Origin of the sequence: Paenibacillus lautus (assembly GCF_050482385.1) — a bacterium.
Taxonomy (GTDB): Bacteria; Bacillota; Bacilli; order Paenibacillales; family Paenibacillaceae; genus Paenibacillus_AQ; species Paenibacillus_AQ lautus_B.
Genome location: NZ_JBCNHV010000015.1, coordinates 45583 through 60352, shown reverse-complemented (window position 1 = coordinate 60352; position 14770 = coordinate 45583). Strand labels below are relative to the sequence as shown.

Sequence of the window (14770 nt, the reverse complement as noted above, 5' to 3'; positions counted from 1 at the left end):
CATGCTCACTCACACCAGGACTTTGACAAGGACGATACCCAGGAACAAAACCGTTACGAACGCGATATTAATCCAGCCCAACACGCGAGATACTTTTTTTTCCTTGGCCATGTTCGACTGATCATACTTATTCGTATCGATTAACAGGTTGAACAAACTAGAAAACACCCAGATTATAATGGCGACATCCAGATAACCGCTGTAAATTTCACCGATCATTTGGATTTCCCTCTTTTTTTACGCAGCATGGCGATGATAAGCAGCACTCCGGGATAAACGATCGTAATCAGCAGTCCGAATTTGGATATCACGCGGTTCACTTCATTCAAATGAATCAAACTTTGGGGCAGCATGGCCAAGACGAACACAAACGGAAGGATGAAGAAGGACAGCATCCCATGATCAGCTAACCGGAATAACTTGCTTATCGAGTAAATCGTAAAGTAGTAACAAGAGAACAAGGATGTAAATACAGCTGTTACCCAGACTGCAAGAAAGACCGCATCCAAACGTTCCAGTACATTGGCAGGTAATGAAGTTGCTTTTGCCAGCTCCAGTGTCGGCCACAACAGCTTCTTCGTCTCCTCTGCCCCAAACACGCTAACGGTTGCCGTGACAATTAATATATACAGCACCCCGGTAATCACCATCGCCCATATGCTGGATCGCATCGCTCTTTCCGGTTTGCACATGGCAGGGATGACCATCATCATAATGAAGTATCCCTGGAACATGGTGGACAATGTAATAATGCCTGCCGGTATTCCTCGAATTTCATTCCCCATCACAGGAAGAACATTGACGATGTCAGCGTTTTTTAACGACAGGGCGACGATCAAGAGCGCAGGAATTAGAATAAAGGGGCTGTAAAATAAGTGAATGTAAGTAAAGGTCATAATATTTCGGCGTGAAGAAAAAGCAGCCAAGAGCAACATGACCAGTACAGTCACCTCCAATGGCGTATTTTTCAAAACGGCTGTGACAACAACCTCTCCGAACTCCCTTGCAACAAGAGAGCTTAAAACGGCAAAGAAAGCAATCGATAGAAGGCCTCCGATTCTACCGAGCCATTTGCCGATGATGATCTCGCTATACTCGATGTATGAATCGTTCGGGAACCGCATGCCAAGCCGGGTCATGAAAAAAAGTCCGACAAACGCAAGCAGCATTCCCAAAAAAGTGACTAACGGAGCTCCTGCATCTGCGGCCTTCGCCGCAGCCAAGGGAAGTGCAAGAACACCTACTCCAACGATGGTGCTGATTGTAACGGCAGAAGCCTGCAAGACCGTAATTTGGCGCTGTTCATTCATGGTTAACGCCCTTTCTCGTCGTTAGGATGGACGGGATCCATAATATGGGATGAAGAATGATCCACCTGTTCCTTCATTTGATCACCCAGTCTTGTCTTGCTAATCGGATGGAGGAAGGAAGGCCGGTTCTTCATTTTCCACAACGGCCCACGGGTCAGGAGATCCCGCATGCCTTGAAAGTTGCCAGGTACAAATGGGCTTATGTATGGGACCCCGAACGATTTAAGTGACAATAAATGATTGGCAATCAAAATGATGCCGACCATGACGCCATATAGACCGAAGATACCGGCTAAGATGATCAGCGGAAAACGAAGCAGGCGAAGAGCCAGAGCCGCATTGTAGGCCGGTGTTGCAAAAGAGCCAATGGTTGTTAAAGCGATAATAACGATGGTTATCGGGCTCGCGAACCCGGCCGCTACGGCAGCCTGGCCGATGACGAGCACACCGACAATAGATAAAGCGCCGCCTACCTGTTGGGGCAATCGTATGGTGGCTTCCCTTAAAACCTCCATTGAGATTTCAATGACAAGCACTTCGATCATGGCAGGGAAAGGTACGCCTGCGCGCCCGCCAGCAACGGCGACCGCAAATTCTGTGGGGATCAGCTCAGGATTAAACGAAATAATCGCCACATACAGTGAGGGAAAGACCAATGAAAATACTAGAGCAACCAGACGGGACAATCGGATCGCACTCATCAGGACGAAGCGTTCGGTATAATCTTCAACGGTCTGATAGAACTGGTTAAACACGGTTGGAGCGATTAGGGCCAGAGGGGAGCCGTCGACCAGAATGGCGACTCTTCCTTCCAGCAGATTCGCCACGACTTTGTCAGGTCGCTCGGTGTACTGGATTTGCGGAAAGGGAGACCAATGGTTGTCTTCGATGAATTGTTCCAAATAACCCGAATCCAGAACGGCGTCGATTTCAATGGCATCCAGCCGCTTCTGTACCTCTTTTATGATTCCGGGATTAGTTATGCCGTCCATGTAACACATGGCCACTTTGGATTTGGTTTTCGTTCCGATCTCCATGGATTTCACTCGAAAATCCGGCGTTTGCAGCCGATAGCGGAGTAGAGAAATATTAGTCCCCAGGGACTCTATAAATCCCTCTCTGGCCCCGCGGATGACCTGCTCCGTTGCCGGCTGCTCAATAGCGCGCTGCGTGATCTGACGTGTATCAAAGATAATCGCCTCGTCCAGCCCTTCAATGGCTACGACGGATTGTCCCCTTAGCAGGTTGTCGGTTAGAACGGAGATTTTTCTTTCCGAATACCCCTCGGTATGATAAAGCGTATCTTTCATGATGGTTTCCATTAACGCATCATGCGGGAGGTTATTCACATCGATATGGCGCGGCCCATATTTGAGGGGCTTCAATATCGTGTTATTGATGACGACATGATCCGTCATATCGGAAAAATACATCAATACAGCCGAATGCTGCCCGAACACATGGAAGCCAAATACAATAAAATCGTCACTATCACCCAGAACCTGCTTGATTCCGGATAGGGTCTCTTCCAGATTCACCGATATGTCCATATCCTCTGAGTTCTTCCCATTCGGATTGGCAGAAAGATTATCGCTATTGTTGGGTTGGTTCGAACCCGCCCATGTGGAAAATGACATTGTGTTTTTACACCTCTCCTGATTCAACGGGGGTCACAGCATTTGGATATTTTGATTAAGTATTTCCTCTGGTTGTTATTTTTATCAAAAAGAAGAAGTCTAAAAGATGTTGCTCTGGCCTCTCGTAGTTCTCCGATCCTGATTGTTCACATAGTGTTAGATTTTGGAATGACTGCAATCACATATACGAAGATAATAGTTTCATATACTTGGGTTGTAAGAGTGAAATAGTTCACAAAGACGTATTTAGTCTAAGGAGGTTTGAACATGAGTTCATTCACGCTTCAGAGTCAGGTATCCGATATCGTTACATCCATTCCGCAAACCGCGGACTTATTCCGATCACTCCGCATTGATTTTTGTTGCGGAGGGCAGGTGCCTTTAGAAGAAGCGGCTAAACAGCGCAATTTGGAACCTGCCGCCGTTTTGGAGCAGGTTCGGTCCGTGGAGAGCAAGTTTGCAGATTATCAAGAAAGCCGTCCGGCTTCACTGAAGGAATCCGAACTGATTGAATACATCCAGCAGAAACATCATGCCTTCTTGCGGGATGAATTACCTGCGTTAACGCCGTATGTGACGAAATTAGCCCGCGTCCATGGGGAGCATCATCCCGAACTTCTCCGGGTGCAGGCGCTTTTCTCGGATTTGAAAAAAGAGCTGCTGGATCATACGAAGGATGAGGACGAGCATGTATTCCCGCTCATCTTGAAATTTGTTGCAGAGCCTAACCACCAAGCTGCGGTGGAGCTTAAGCCCCATGTGTCTGAGCTGGAACATGAGCATGCTCAAGCAGGCAAATTGCTTCAAGAGCTCAGGGAAGTAACCACTGATTTCGAACTTCCGTCGGATGCCTGCGGTACGTATCGGTTGGTCTATCAACGGTTGGCGATGCTTGAAAAGGACACCTTCGAGCATATCCATCTGGAAAACAACATCTTGTTCGAACGGATTCGTCAAGCTGTATAACATTGATGACCGTGAGAGTGAATTAACGCTGCTCGGATGAATATTCCAACGCAAAATAACGGGGCCGTCCCAAGAGTAGATGTAGTTGCTTGACGTATGGCTTTCATAAACATAAAGTGTGTCAAATAAAGCCATGACGGTGCTCAGGATGTTATTCCCACACCGCTATGGCTTCTGTTTTGATCATTGGCCGCCTTCTTGAGCAAATTATGGGCAAGCGAAAGCCGAGAGAGACCTCCAGGCTCACGGTCTCCCTCGGCTTTCGTACATGTTTTTTTGAGCGGACAACCTTCGCAGCTTTCGCTTCGATAGATCCGCTTCCGTAAGAAACCGTTCCTTTCGTAAATGGTTTGGGTTGCCCTCCATTTTATCAAAGAACGGTTTCTTTGCGTCTAAAAGTAATCAAACTGCACGGCGTAGCGGAGAGGACGAATCGATTCCGGACAAGCGTCAGCGCTCGCCTTTGCTCCCACATTTCGTCCTTGCTCAGAACCATTCCAAGAAATGTGGGGGCAACAGCGATGGTAGGAACGATTCGTACATGGAGCGTCTTCTAGCAGCATTATTGAGACACCCCCGTTATTATTCTGCACTTATTTAACGTATAGACTCCCTTGCCCTGGGAGGGAGAAGAGGTCAAAGAAAATTCACTTAACAATTACCTGTATTTAGTCGATAATGATATTGATCAGTTGGAATTATTCGACACAGGAGGGTTCATATGGATTACTCGAAATTAGGAAAGCAATTCATAGGCGGGGAATGGCGAGACGGTAAGAGCGGTAAAACGCTGCCTGACATCAATCCATACAATGATGAAGTCATTACTGCTTTTCAAATCGCAAGCGTTGCAGACATTGATGACGCATATCAGGCTGCCTATCAAGCTAAGCTGGAATGGGACAAGGTTAATCCTTACCAGAAACGCGACATTCTTGAAAATGCCGTTAAATATATTGAATCGCATGAGGAAGACATTTCCTCCATTATTGTTCAAGAGCTGGGCGGAACGCGTCTGAAGGCGGCGTTCGAGATCGGTCTTGTGAAGAATATGATTAAGGAAGCGGCTACGTTCCCCCTTAGAATGGAGGGAAAGATTTTACCTTCCACAGAGGATGGCAAGGAGAACCGCCTGTATCGGATCCCGGCTGGAGTGGTTGGGGTTATCAGTCCATTTAACTTTCCTTTCTTCTTGTCCATGAAGTCTGTCGCCCCAGCATTGGGTGCTGGCAATGGCGTCGTGCTGAAGCCACATGAGGATTCGCCGATTACAGGCGGAACCATGATCGGGAAGATTTTCGAAGAAGCGGGCGTACCGAAGGGCTTGTTGAATGTTGTGGTGACAGATATTAAGGAGATTGGCGATGCGTTTGTCGAGCATCCGATTCCGAGAATCATTTCTTTCACAGGTTCGACTAAGGTCGGAAGCCATATTGGTCAACTGGCCGTCAAGCACTTTAAGAAGCCGCTGCTGGAGCTCGGCGGGAACAGCGCGTTCATTATCCTGGAAGATGCTGATATCGATTACGCGGTACAAGCGGCGACATTCAGCAGATTCACACATCAAGGCCAGATCTGTATGTCGGCCAACCGGATTCTTGTACAGAAGTCGATCTATCAGGAGTTTGTAGATAAATACAAAGAGAAGGTTTCTACCCTGACAACAGGTGATCCGAGCGATCCGCAGACCATTATCGGACCCGTCATCAACCATCGGCAGGCAGAGACACTGCAGAAGCTGATTGAGAAGGGCATTGAGCAAGGTGCAGTTCCATTGGTGCGAGGGAATATCACCGGTAGAATGGTGGAGCCTACCGTCCTTGTCAATGTCAAACCGGATATGGAGGTAGCGCAAGAGGAATTGTTCGGCCCAGTTGTGTGTATCATTCCGTTCGAAACGGAAGAGGAAGGCATTGCCATTGCCAACGATACACGTTTTGGGCTCAGCGGGGCTATTCACACCTCCAATCTTGAACGTGGTGTAGAAATGGCGAAGAAGGTCCATACAGGCATGATCCATGTGAATGATGTCACAATAAATGACGAACCGATTGTAGCATTTGGCGGAGAGAAACAGTCGGGGTTGGGTCGTCTGAATGGGCAATGGAGCCTGGATGAATTTACGACCATGAAGTGGATATCGGTTCATTACGGACAAAGGAAATTCCCGTATTAAGGGTTGGGGGAGATAGGCATGAATAATGTGACTGAAGAGCAAACACAGCATGAGCTGATCCGTGCTTTTGTAAAGGTAGCTCCACTGCTGAAAAGTCTAACGAATGATGATATCACGATTGGCATTTATGATACGGAGAAACTTATCATTAATATTCCGGGCAAAACCTTCTCGCTGAATGTGAGTCCGGGAGACCCGCTTGTTGAGGGCGATATAGTCACCAATGCAATTCGAAATAATACACCTTTATCGGCTGTCGTTCCGAAAGAGCTGTTTGGATTTCCGCTAGCTGCACGCGCGATCCCGCTGCACGACGAACAGGGTAGGGTTATCGGCGGCGTAGGCATGGGGACAAGTCTCGAAAAAGCGAATGCGCTGTTTGAGATGGCCGAGAGTTTTTCGGCCATTGTCGAACAGACCACCGCATCCATTGGAGATATCAGTCAATCGATTGCTCACCTTACCGAACGTGTGACCGACGTAACGAACCAAATGACGGACGTCAGCTCCAGTGCACAGCAGATTGGGAAGATTTCCAGCGTTGTTAAGGAGATTTCGGATCAGAGCAACATGTTAGGCCTTAATGCTTCGATCGAAGCGGCGAGAGCGGGGGAAGTCGGAAGGGGCTTCTCGGTTGTTGCCGATGAGATTCGGAAGCTGGCGACAAGCTCCAAAGAGAATGTGGACCAGATTAATGGTATCACGAAGAATATTCAGGAATTTTTGCAGCGGTTGAATCATGCTTTTTCCGATATCCACACCCTAACCGATACCCAGTCAAGGGCGATTCAGGAATTCTCTACAACGATCCATGAGATTAGTATCAAAGCTGAGGAGCTAGCGCAGGTTGCTGAAGAAAGCCTGTATGCAAAAGATAACAAGCAATAGAAAATTACGATGCTTACGTACATATAGACATGGATGGCCGCATATCTTTTGCGGCTTTTTTCTTTTGACGAATTTAAAAGTCTCTGCTCGTTGGTTGAGCAGAGATTTTTAATGAACATTGTTTTCTTATCTGGTTAAGTTAAAGATCAATAAAGCCATCATCTATGATCCCTGTATGGGTGGGGAATAATGCTGAAGCTCCTCCCAATGAGGTGTAGCCATGTTCGCGCGTATCTTCAAATCATCAAAAGCTTGCTGTAAAGCAGTCATCTCGTTTGCTGACACAGCCTGATCACTCAGCAGGATTCTGCCAATCGGGGTTGACAACATGATCTTCAACAGGATGTTGAACAGCTTTCTTTTGTTACGGGCGAATTGCTTTTGAGCGGCAGGCGTAACCGTAAAGCCGTTTTTCTCCAACACTTGATGCCCTTCATCCACAGCATGGATAACAAGATTAAGGAGCTTCTTATCTTTTGCGGCTCTGCGCAAATTACCGTTATATGATGAAGCAATGGAATTCAAAGGCAAGATGATAACAAAATGACTTTTCAGCCACTCATCCATATTTTTATAGTAAGTCCATTTAAATTTGGTGTTAACCAAAGCCTGATCGATCACCGAACGCCAAGACAGCTCCTCACCTAAACCGCCGATATTGATTTTGGTTCTTGGTCCGCGTACGCTAATGACCCGGCCATTCTCTCTCCAGCCAGCGATCGTCTGAAAAGCGAAAGCAACCTTTTTCGCTACCGGGCTATGGGTTTGCAAATACTCCTCCATTTCCCCAGGACTCGCATTGTTGCCCATTATAACGATGTGGCTGCTATGGTTCGCTGCAAGTGCAGGCAGTACCGCTTCGAAATCCGGATATTTCATCACAACAAAAATAAGATCATAAACATCGTTTGGCTGTAGTTCACGGATTACCCTTACGTAATTAACCGTTGTGCGGAACTGAAAATAATGCCGAATGACATTGCCGTTCTTCTCCAACTCCTCTGCTCGTCGTCCTCTGGCCAGCATCGTGACCTTGTGCCCTCCACGCACCAGCTCGTGGGCTAAATAACTGCCAAGAACCCCAGCGCCATAAACCAATATTTTCATAGTAACTCCTCCATTAGGGTTAAACGATTTGATCAAACCGTGTTTTCTCAAACACTTATTTTTGTTTTCAGTATAGTTTTTAAATAATTAATGAAATATTTAAAAATTATAGCTTGATTCTATATGGATATCGACCGGACTGTCAAGAAGTTTTTAAATATAAACCCCGGAATTTAAAAACTACTCTTTTTATGGTAAACTACTTGTAGCGACGAATACGGGAAGTGAGTGAAGGCTGATGAATAAATTCGAGATAAGAACGCAGCAAAAGAAGGATGCGATCATTCATGCCGCATTAAAGCTTTTTAAAGAAAAAGGCTTCATCCATGTCAGCATCAAGGACATTGCCGAAGAATCCGGTGTATCGTCTGTATCGCTGTATAACTACTTCGGCAGCAAAGAAGGGGTGGTTACTGAATGTGCGAACGTTCTGATGCAAAATACCATCCATATGGCCAAGGAGCTGTTGAAGCAAAATATCGAGTTTAAAGACAAGCTATCCCAAGTACTGGAGATCTGTGCTGAGCATGACTATCAATTGCTTTCTACACCGGGTGCAGTTGAGGATCAGGTGCTGGCAAGCTTATATAGTGAAAACACCAATAAAATTAGAATTGAGCTTATTCAGGAATTTATTGAGCTGGGGAAGAAGGAAGGGGCGGTCCATTCTTCTGTTTCTCTGGAGACCCTTTTGGAATTATTAAGTGTCGTCGGGACACTTCAAGCTTCATGGGCGAGAGCCGGGAATTATAAAAATAAGATGGCTGAACTTAACCAGCTTCTCTTGTTTGGCTTTATTGGACGCCAATAAATCAATAATAAAATGACCTCCGACGCTCTAGGTGGGGGGTTATTTGCGTACAATGATACTGACGAAACCACCCAGAAAAGGAAATCAGCCCCCGCAAGGAGAACCATATATTACTTGGAGGGGGATGCTTATATGACTAAAACGATACTTGTGGTCGATGATGATCCGGATATTATCGACATGCTTAAGCTCTATCTGAACGCAGAGGGATATAAGACGCTGGAAGCTTTCGACGGGAAAGCAGCCTTAGAGCATTTGCGAAGTAAGCACGTGGATCTCGCACTTTTCGATATCATGATGCCGTTCATCGATGGTTTTCAGCTGCTCCGCATGATGCGGCAGGATTACAAAATCCCGGTCATTCTCATTTCAGCCAAAAATCAGGAACTTGATAAAATAACCGGTCTGAAGCTGGGGGCAGACGATTATGTGTCCAAACCGTTCAGCCCACTCGAAGTGATGGCGAGAATTCAGGCCCAGTTAAGACGGTCCTGTGAGTTTAATGAGCCGTTGGAAGCTCCTCCGGTATCTGAAACCTGCGTCGGGGACTTGCTGCTGGATCACCGCGAATGCATGCTGTACATCAAGGGAACACCGATTTCGCTGAGTGCGATCGAGTACAAATTATTGAAGCTGTTCATGGGGGAACCGGGGCGCGTATTTACGAAAAAGATAATTTTTGAACAAGCCTGGGACGAGCATTATCTGGCTGACGATAACGCCGTCATGGTCCAAATCAGCAGGCTGCGCGATAAAATCGAAGCTTGTCCGAGGAAACCTGTTTATATCAAAACCATTCGCGGGCTCGGATACCGATTTGCGAAGAAAGATGAGTTACAGCCATGAAATCTCCTAATCGTCTGCAGCGTTCGCTGATTCGCCAATATATTTTTTTCTTTGTTACGATTGCACTTATTGCCGTGTTTTCGCTATTTGTATTAAATGCGTTGATCATGGATTATTTCATGGAGGCTACCGGGCCGGTCAAGACGGAGACTGGAGTCATAGGCAGTCCAACAGCGGTGCCAGGCATGGACAGCGATCAGCATGAGAGAGTATTTTATAGAATGGCCGTCCAAGCCCTGCTGCTGTTTCTCGCTTTGTTTGCAATTACCGTATATGTCTTCGGAAGATGGACGGCTTCCCGGCTCACGACCCCGCTTCGTTCGATTACGGACGGCATCCGAAACATCGCTCGTGGGCACTACCACCAACGATTACATTTTCGAGCGAGTTATGAACTGGCGCAAATCCAGGACGATTTCAATGATATGGCGGAGCGGCTTGAACGGATGGAGAAGGAAAATCGGGAGCTTGCGGAGAGCAAGCAGCGAATGCTGATCAACATTTCCCATGACCTGAAGACACCGATGACCACCATTAAGGGTTATATCGAAGCGATGGAAGTGGGGCTCGTTGATTCGGAGGAGAGAAGGCGGCAAATCCTGCGTTTGATTTCCGACAAAGCCAGTCTGATGTCAGAGCTGATTGACGGCATCTTCGAACTGTCCAAGCTGGATAGTCCCGACTATCCTTTTGCCGTTGAGGCATCCGACATTACGGAATTCACGAGAGAAATCGCAGCCGAGTATTACGAGGTTTTCGAAGAACAGAAGTTTCATTTCCAGTATGATATTCCCGATCGTGAAATCATCGTCCCCTTCAACGCGACATGGTTATACCGGGCGGTTTCCAATATCCTGTCCAATGCAATCCAATACAACCCGCCTGGCACAACCGTTGGATTGAAATTGGTAACGAAGGGGAATGGTGTCGAAATTCACGTTTCAGACGATGGCATCGGTATCCCGGATGCCATGAAGGAAACGATTTTCGATGCCTTTGTCCGCGGAGACCAAGCCCGAAAAAGCGACGGGGGCACGGGTCTAGGGCTTGCCATTGCTAAACAAGTGGTAGAAAAACATGGGGGTAACATCACGCTGACCACGAACGGGCAAACGAAATTCATTCTTTTTCTGCCTAACGAATTGTAAGATTACTGAAAGATTCGGGAAAGTGCAGAGAAAGAATGATCCGGTAACCTGAGAAGTAGAACCAATAACGATAATGGTATACAGGAGGACTGGAGAGATTGGAAATACAAAAAGAGAAAGAAACAGAGAAGGACGTTGTTTTTGTTCGAAGAATAATGGCCAACCGAAAGCGACGGGGGCCGTTATCCCCTGGATGGAAGGGTGCGTCACTTGGCCTTGGCGTCATTGCCTTTATCCTGATACTGATCCAGGCAAATTATCTACTGATGGGGTATAGTTTCGGTAAATTCTTCGTCGGTACATTCCTGTTTCTCTTAGCGGCAGCGCTTATAAGCGGTCTGGCTGCATTATTGCTGCACGGGGTTAAAAAACTACCAAGCCGTTATATGTGGATATTGTTGTGCTCCCTTATCATCCTTTTATTCTGTTTCATTGGGCCGCTGGAAGTATCGGTGGTTTTCATTGTGTTGTTTGCTGTTGTTTTTTCTTTGTTTGGTGCATTGGTTTATAAATTTGCAACGGGAAGCTACAAGCAAGCGTCCAACACTAGGAAGATCGGCGCCATGGCCTGTTTATCCCTGATCATTGTCGTGATCGGCGCCGGCAGCTTCTGGTTGATTCGGGCCGGGGATGAAGCCGCTCCGGACGTGACCTTAAAACAGCTGAAAACTTCAGCCCGATATGATGGCACGTCGATGAACAACCCTGCCGAACAAGGCGAGTATTCCGTCAAAAGCCTGTTATACGGAAGCCCCGACAATTACAGGAGTGAGTTTAACCAGAGCGGTTCCCTAACCACCCAAACGGTGGATGCGTCCAAGTTTGTTGAGAAATGGTCGGCCGTGCGCACGAAGTCGCTTGGATTCGGACCCGAGGCCATGCCGTTAAACGGCAAAGTATGGTATCCCGAAGGGGAGGGAGCCTTTCCACTTGTCCTGATTGTGCATGGAAATCACTTAATGAACGATTACTCCGATCCGGGTTATGAATACCTGGGCAAACTGATGGCGAGCAAAGGGTATATTTTCGTCTCTGTGGATGAAAATTTTCTTAATTTCTCCCCTTATGAAGACCTTTTTCTGGTCAGCCCCCTGCGGAATGAAAATCCGGCAAGAGGCTTGCTGCTGCTGGAGCATTTGCAAACCTGGAAAGGCTGGAACAGCGACCCGGTCCATCCGTTTTATCAAAAGGTCGATATGGAACGAATCGCCCTCATCGGGCATTCCCGAGGCGGTGAAGCGATTGCCATCGCGGCAGCCTTCAACAAGCTCGGCACGCATCCGGACCATGGCCACATCAAGTTTGATTATAACTTTTCGATCCGCTCGCTCATTTCCATTGCGGGCACGGACGGGCAATACAAACCCCAGGGTAAACCCCTGCCGCTGGAAGACGTGAATTATCTGGCTTTGCATGGAGCTCATGATATGGATGTCATCAGCCTGGACAGCGTGAAGCAATATCACCGGATTAGTTATACTAAGGGCACAAATTACATGAAATCGCTGGTCTATATTTATGGAGCCAACCACGGCCAGTTTAACGGAGGCTGGGGCAGAGGGGATGTTGTAGGCTTGGGGAACCAACTGTTTAACCTACATCAAATCATGCCAAGGGATGAACAGGAAACCATTGCAAAAGTGTTCATATCTTCTTTTCTGGATGCCACGCTAAAGGACCAACGGCAATATCGAGAGGTGTTCAAAGATTTCGGTTACGCCAAGGAATGGATTCCGGACAACCTGTATGTCGGCAATTATTACGATTCGAACACGACCTTGATCGCCGATTTTCATGAAGACATCGATCTGCAGAGCACCACAATTCCCGGCGGCAGCCTGATGGGTGAGAACCTCCAGCAATGGAAGGAGGAAAAGGTGAAGGTCAAAATGGGCGAAGCGGATTACAGCGCCGTTCGCTTAGGCTGGAATTCGGAGGCTTCGGCGGAACTCGCATCCTATACGGTTGCTTTGCCGGACCATGGGGTGAGAACAGGGAAGGAAAGCTCCATCGTATTTTCGCTGACGGATGCCCGTGGGAAAGAAGAAATTGGCGACTCGAAAGAGCTTATCAATTTTACGATTACTGCCGAAGATAGGAAAGGCCATGAGGCAAGTCTTCCCCTCAGCCATCGATCCAAATTGCCGCCTGTTATTGAAGGTAAACTGCTGAAATGGCCGTTTTCGAATGCAGGTAATATTTCGGAACCCGTATTTCAAAGCTATGATTTCCATTTAGATGATTTCAACAAAATGAATCCGGATTTCAATCCAGAGCAGTTGAGCAAGATTCGTATGGAGTTCAACCTGACCAAGCGGGGAACCGTACTGCTTAGTGATGTGGGCATCCGATTATAAACGATAAAAAAAGTCGCCTGAAATGGCGACTTTTCGTATTAGTACGCCAATCATGAACATCTGGTGCGGAGCTGATGATACGAATCCTAATTTTCTACTTGTTAGGTTTTTGCCACAATTATTCTCGAATATCAATAGAAAAAACAGTATAATAAAAATAAACAAAACTAAACAAAGAAATTCGGATAAGGCGGTGGAAGGAATGAATCAGGATTTTTTGCATCCAGCAGATCTGCTTCTTCAATTTATCAATCGTATTTACAACCATGGCATGACGACCACGTCCGGGGGCAATCTGTCGATCAGGGACCAGAACGGAGATATTTGGATCACACCGGCCGGGGTGGACAAAGGCTCATTAACCCGGATGGATATGGTATGTGTGAAGGAGAACGGCGCAGTTCTGGGAATTCACAAGCCGTCCAGCGAGTTTCCGTTTCACAGGCTTATCTATCAAGCCCGTCCGGACTTGAAAGCGATCATTCACGCACATCCGCCCGCACTGGTTTCGTTCAGCATTGTCCGTCGCATTCCGGATACCAGGCTGCTTCCGAACGAACGGCAGATCTGCGGCGAGATCGGGATCGCGCCGTACGCCCTGCCTGGAAGCGAGCAGCTCGGGGAGAACATTGCGGCTGTATTCAAGCGCGGGATCGACACGGTCATGCTGGAGAATCATGGCGTTGTGGTCGGAGCTGGGGACCTTTCTCAAGCGTTTAACCGATTTGAAACCCTGGACTTCTGTGCGCGGCTGGAGATCGAGGCGCGTCGACTCGGAAATCCCGTCCTGCTGACCGATGAGGATTACGATACCGTCCGCAACAAAAGCACGCTGCAACTGGATACGTATATCTACGACACCTGCACGTCGGAGGAAAAAGAAATCCGCCACGAGATGTGCGCACTCGTGCGGCGTGCGTATAAACAAGGTTTGTTCACAAGCACGCAGGGCACATTTTCCCATCGATTGTTTGGAAATGATTTTGTTATCACACCCTATGGTAAAGACCGCAACGATCTGGAACCGGGTGACTTAGTCCGTATTGAGAACGGCAAAGCTGAGGCTGGCAAACAGCCAAGCAAGTCTGTCTTTCTCCATGATGCGATCTACAAAATGCAGCCGCATGTCCATTCGGTCATCATCGCGCATCCTCCCAACATTATGGCATTTGCCGTAACCGATACCGCATTCGATTCAAGAACGATACCGGAGAGTTATATCTTGCTTCGCGGAATGCCGAAGCTTCCCTTTCATGCGGTTTACAACGAGCCTGAGCGTACCGCTTCGCTGTTTAAAGCGAATACGCCGATTGCCATCGCGAATAATAATTGTGTCATTGTTGCCGGTCAGAGTCTGCTTAACGCGTTTGACCGATTAGAAGTTGCCGAGTACAGCGCCAAGTCCATTCTGTCGGCAAGAACGCTCGGCAATGTCATCCACATCGATGACGACCGGATTCGCGAGCTTGAAGCAGCGTTTAATCTGGAGTAGGAAGTTCATTGGAATACCTCAGCTGTACCAAG

12 protein-coding genes and 1 pseudogene are annotated in these 14770 nt (G+C 47.4%); 8 read left to right on the top strand and 5 right to left on the bottom strand.

Annotation, left to right across the window (positions count from 1 at the left end; genetic code table 11):
• Positions 1-9 precede the first annotated feature (9 nt).
• Genes ABEW73_RS18800 through ABEW73_RS18790 form a run of 3 tightly spaced genes read right to left on the bottom strand, consistent with a single transcriptional unit; the run spans position 10 to position 2947 of the window.
• Positions 10-219, bottom strand: a complete 210-nt coding sequence (locus ABEW73_RS18800; RefSeq protein WP_430165948.1) for a CLC_0170 family protein — start codon at positions 217-219, stop codon at positions 10-12.
• Positions 216-1310 (bottom strand): GerAB/ArcD/ProY family transporter, encoded by a 1095-nt coding sequence (locus tag ABEW73_RS18795; protein WP_430165946.1) that lies wholly within the window; start codon positions 1308-1310, stop codon positions 216-218. The genes ABEW73_RS18800 and ABEW73_RS18795 overlap by 4 nt, the downstream gene beginning before the upstream one ends.
• A 2-nt stretch (positions 1311-1312) precedes the next feature.
• The gene (locus tag ABEW73_RS18790) at positions 1313-2947 is read right to left on the bottom strand and encodes a spore germination protein (protein ID WP_430165944.1); all 1635 of its coding nucleotides are present in this window, start codon (positions 2945-2947) and stop codon (positions 1313-1315) included.
• A 267-nt stretch (positions 2948-3214) separates the two neighbouring features.
• On the opposite strand from ABEW73_RS18790, the gene ric reads away from it, so the two are divergent.
• A complete protein-coding gene (ric, locus tag ABEW73_RS18785; protein WP_430165942.1) occupies positions 3215-3913 on the top strand; it encodes an iron-sulfur cluster repair di-iron protein in 699 nt (232 codons plus the stop codon).
• A gap of 242 nt (positions 3914-4155) precedes the next feature.
• Here ric and ABEW73_RS18780 read toward each other — a convergent pair.
• Positions 4156-4239 (bottom strand): annotated as a pseudogene (locus ABEW73_RS18780) (transposase); the annotation flags it as partial.
• A 395-nt stretch (positions 4240-4634) separates the two neighbouring features.
• Between ABEW73_RS18780 and ABEW73_RS18775 the strand changes: the two are divergent.
• A complete protein-coding gene (locus ABEW73_RS18775; protein WP_430165940.1) occupies positions 4635-6089 on the top strand; it encodes an aldehyde dehydrogenase family protein in 1455 nt (484 codons plus the stop codon).
• A gap of 18 nt (positions 6090-6107) precedes the next feature.
• Positions 6108-6977, top strand: a complete 870-nt coding sequence (locus ABEW73_RS18770; protein WP_430165938.1) for a methyl-accepting chemotaxis protein — start codon at positions 6108-6110, stop codon at positions 6975-6977.
• A gap of 162 nt (positions 6978-7139) precedes the next feature.
• Here the strand turns inward: ABEW73_RS18770 and ABEW73_RS18765 are convergent, their stop codons facing one another.
• Complete coding sequence (locus ABEW73_RS18765; RefSeq protein ID WP_430165936.1) at positions 7140-8084, bottom strand: ketopantoate reductase family protein; 945 nt, start codon at positions 8082-8084, stop codon at positions 7140-7142.
• 238 nt (positions 8085-8322) lie between these two features.
• Here ABEW73_RS18765 and ABEW73_RS18760 point away from each other — a divergent pair, with 238 nt between their 5' ends.
• From ABEW73_RS18760 to ABEW73_RS18740, 5 genes are all read left to right on the top strand, one after another.
• Positions 8323-8895 carry a TetR/AcrR family transcriptional regulator gene (locus ABEW73_RS18760; RefSeq protein WP_430165934.1) on the top strand — a complete coding sequence of 191 codons (573 nt, stop codon included), beginning with the start codon at positions 8323-8325 and terminating at the stop codon, positions 8893-8895.
• A 132-nt stretch (positions 8896-9027) separates the two neighbouring features.
• Positions 9028-9741: a response regulator transcription factor gene (locus ABEW73_RS18755; RefSeq protein WP_430165932.1), complete on the top strand. Its 714-nt coding sequence runs from the start codon at positions 9028-9030 to the stop codon at positions 9739-9741.
• Positions 9738-10889: a HAMP domain-containing sensor histidine kinase gene (locus ABEW73_RS18750; RefSeq protein WP_430165930.1), complete on the top strand. Its 1152-nt coding sequence runs from the start codon at positions 9738-9740 to the stop codon at positions 10887-10889. The genes ABEW73_RS18755 and ABEW73_RS18750 overlap by 4 nt, the downstream gene beginning before the upstream one ends.
• Before the next feature lie 98 nt (positions 10890-10987).
• Positions 10988-13246, top strand: a complete 2259-nt coding sequence (gene bahA / locus ABEW73_RS18745; RefSeq protein ID WP_430165928.1) for a bacitracin amidohydrolase BahA — start codon at positions 10988-10990, stop codon at positions 13244-13246.
• 202 nt (positions 13247-13448) lie between these two features.
• Positions 13449-14738, top strand: a complete 1290-nt coding sequence (locus ABEW73_RS18740; protein WP_430165927.1) for a class II aldolase/adducin family protein — start codon at positions 13449-13451, stop codon at positions 14736-14738.
• The last annotated feature ends 32 nt before the right edge of the window (positions 14739-14770 follow it).

Coding starts and splice junctions, on each gene's coding strand:
- ABEW73_RS18800 (WP_430165948.1), bottom strand. CDS start 219: ATGATCGGTGAAATTTACAGCGGTTATCTGGATGTCGCCATTATAATC.
- ABEW73_RS18795 (WP_430165946.1), bottom strand. CDS start 1,310: ATGAATGAACAGCGCCAAATTACGGTCTTGCAGGCTTCTGCCGTTACA.
- ABEW73_RS18790 (WP_430165944.1), bottom strand. CDS start 2,947: ATGTCATTTTCCACATGGGCGGGTTCGAACCAACCCAACAATAGCGAT.
- ric (WP_430165942.1), top strand. CDS start 3,215: ATGAGTTCATTCACGCTTCAGAGTCAGGTATCCGATATCGTTACATCC.
- ABEW73_RS18775 (WP_430165940.1), top strand. CDS start 4,635: ATGGATTACTCGAAATTAGGAAAGCAATTCATAGGCGGGGAATGGCGA.
- ABEW73_RS18770 (WP_430165938.1), top strand. CDS start 6,108: ATGAATAATGTGACTGAAGAGCAAACACAGCATGAGCTGATCCGTGCT.
- ABEW73_RS18765 (WP_430165936.1), bottom strand. CDS start 8,084: ATGAAAATATTGGTTTATGGCGCTGGGGTTCTTGGCAGTTATTTAGCC.
- ABEW73_RS18760 (WP_430165934.1), top strand. CDS start 8,323: ATGAATAAATTCGAGATAAGAACGCAGCAAAAGAAGGATGCGATCATT.
- ABEW73_RS18755 (WP_430165932.1), top strand. CDS start 9,028: ATGACTAAAACGATACTTGTGGTCGATGATGATCCGGATATTATCGAC.
- ABEW73_RS18750 (WP_430165930.1), top strand. CDS start 9,738: ATGAAATCTCCTAATCGTCTGCAGCGTTCGCTGATTCGCCAATATATT.
- ABEW73_RS18740 (WP_430165927.1), top strand. CDS start 13,449: ATGAATCAGGATTTTTTGCATCCAGCAGATCTGCTTCTTCAATTTATC.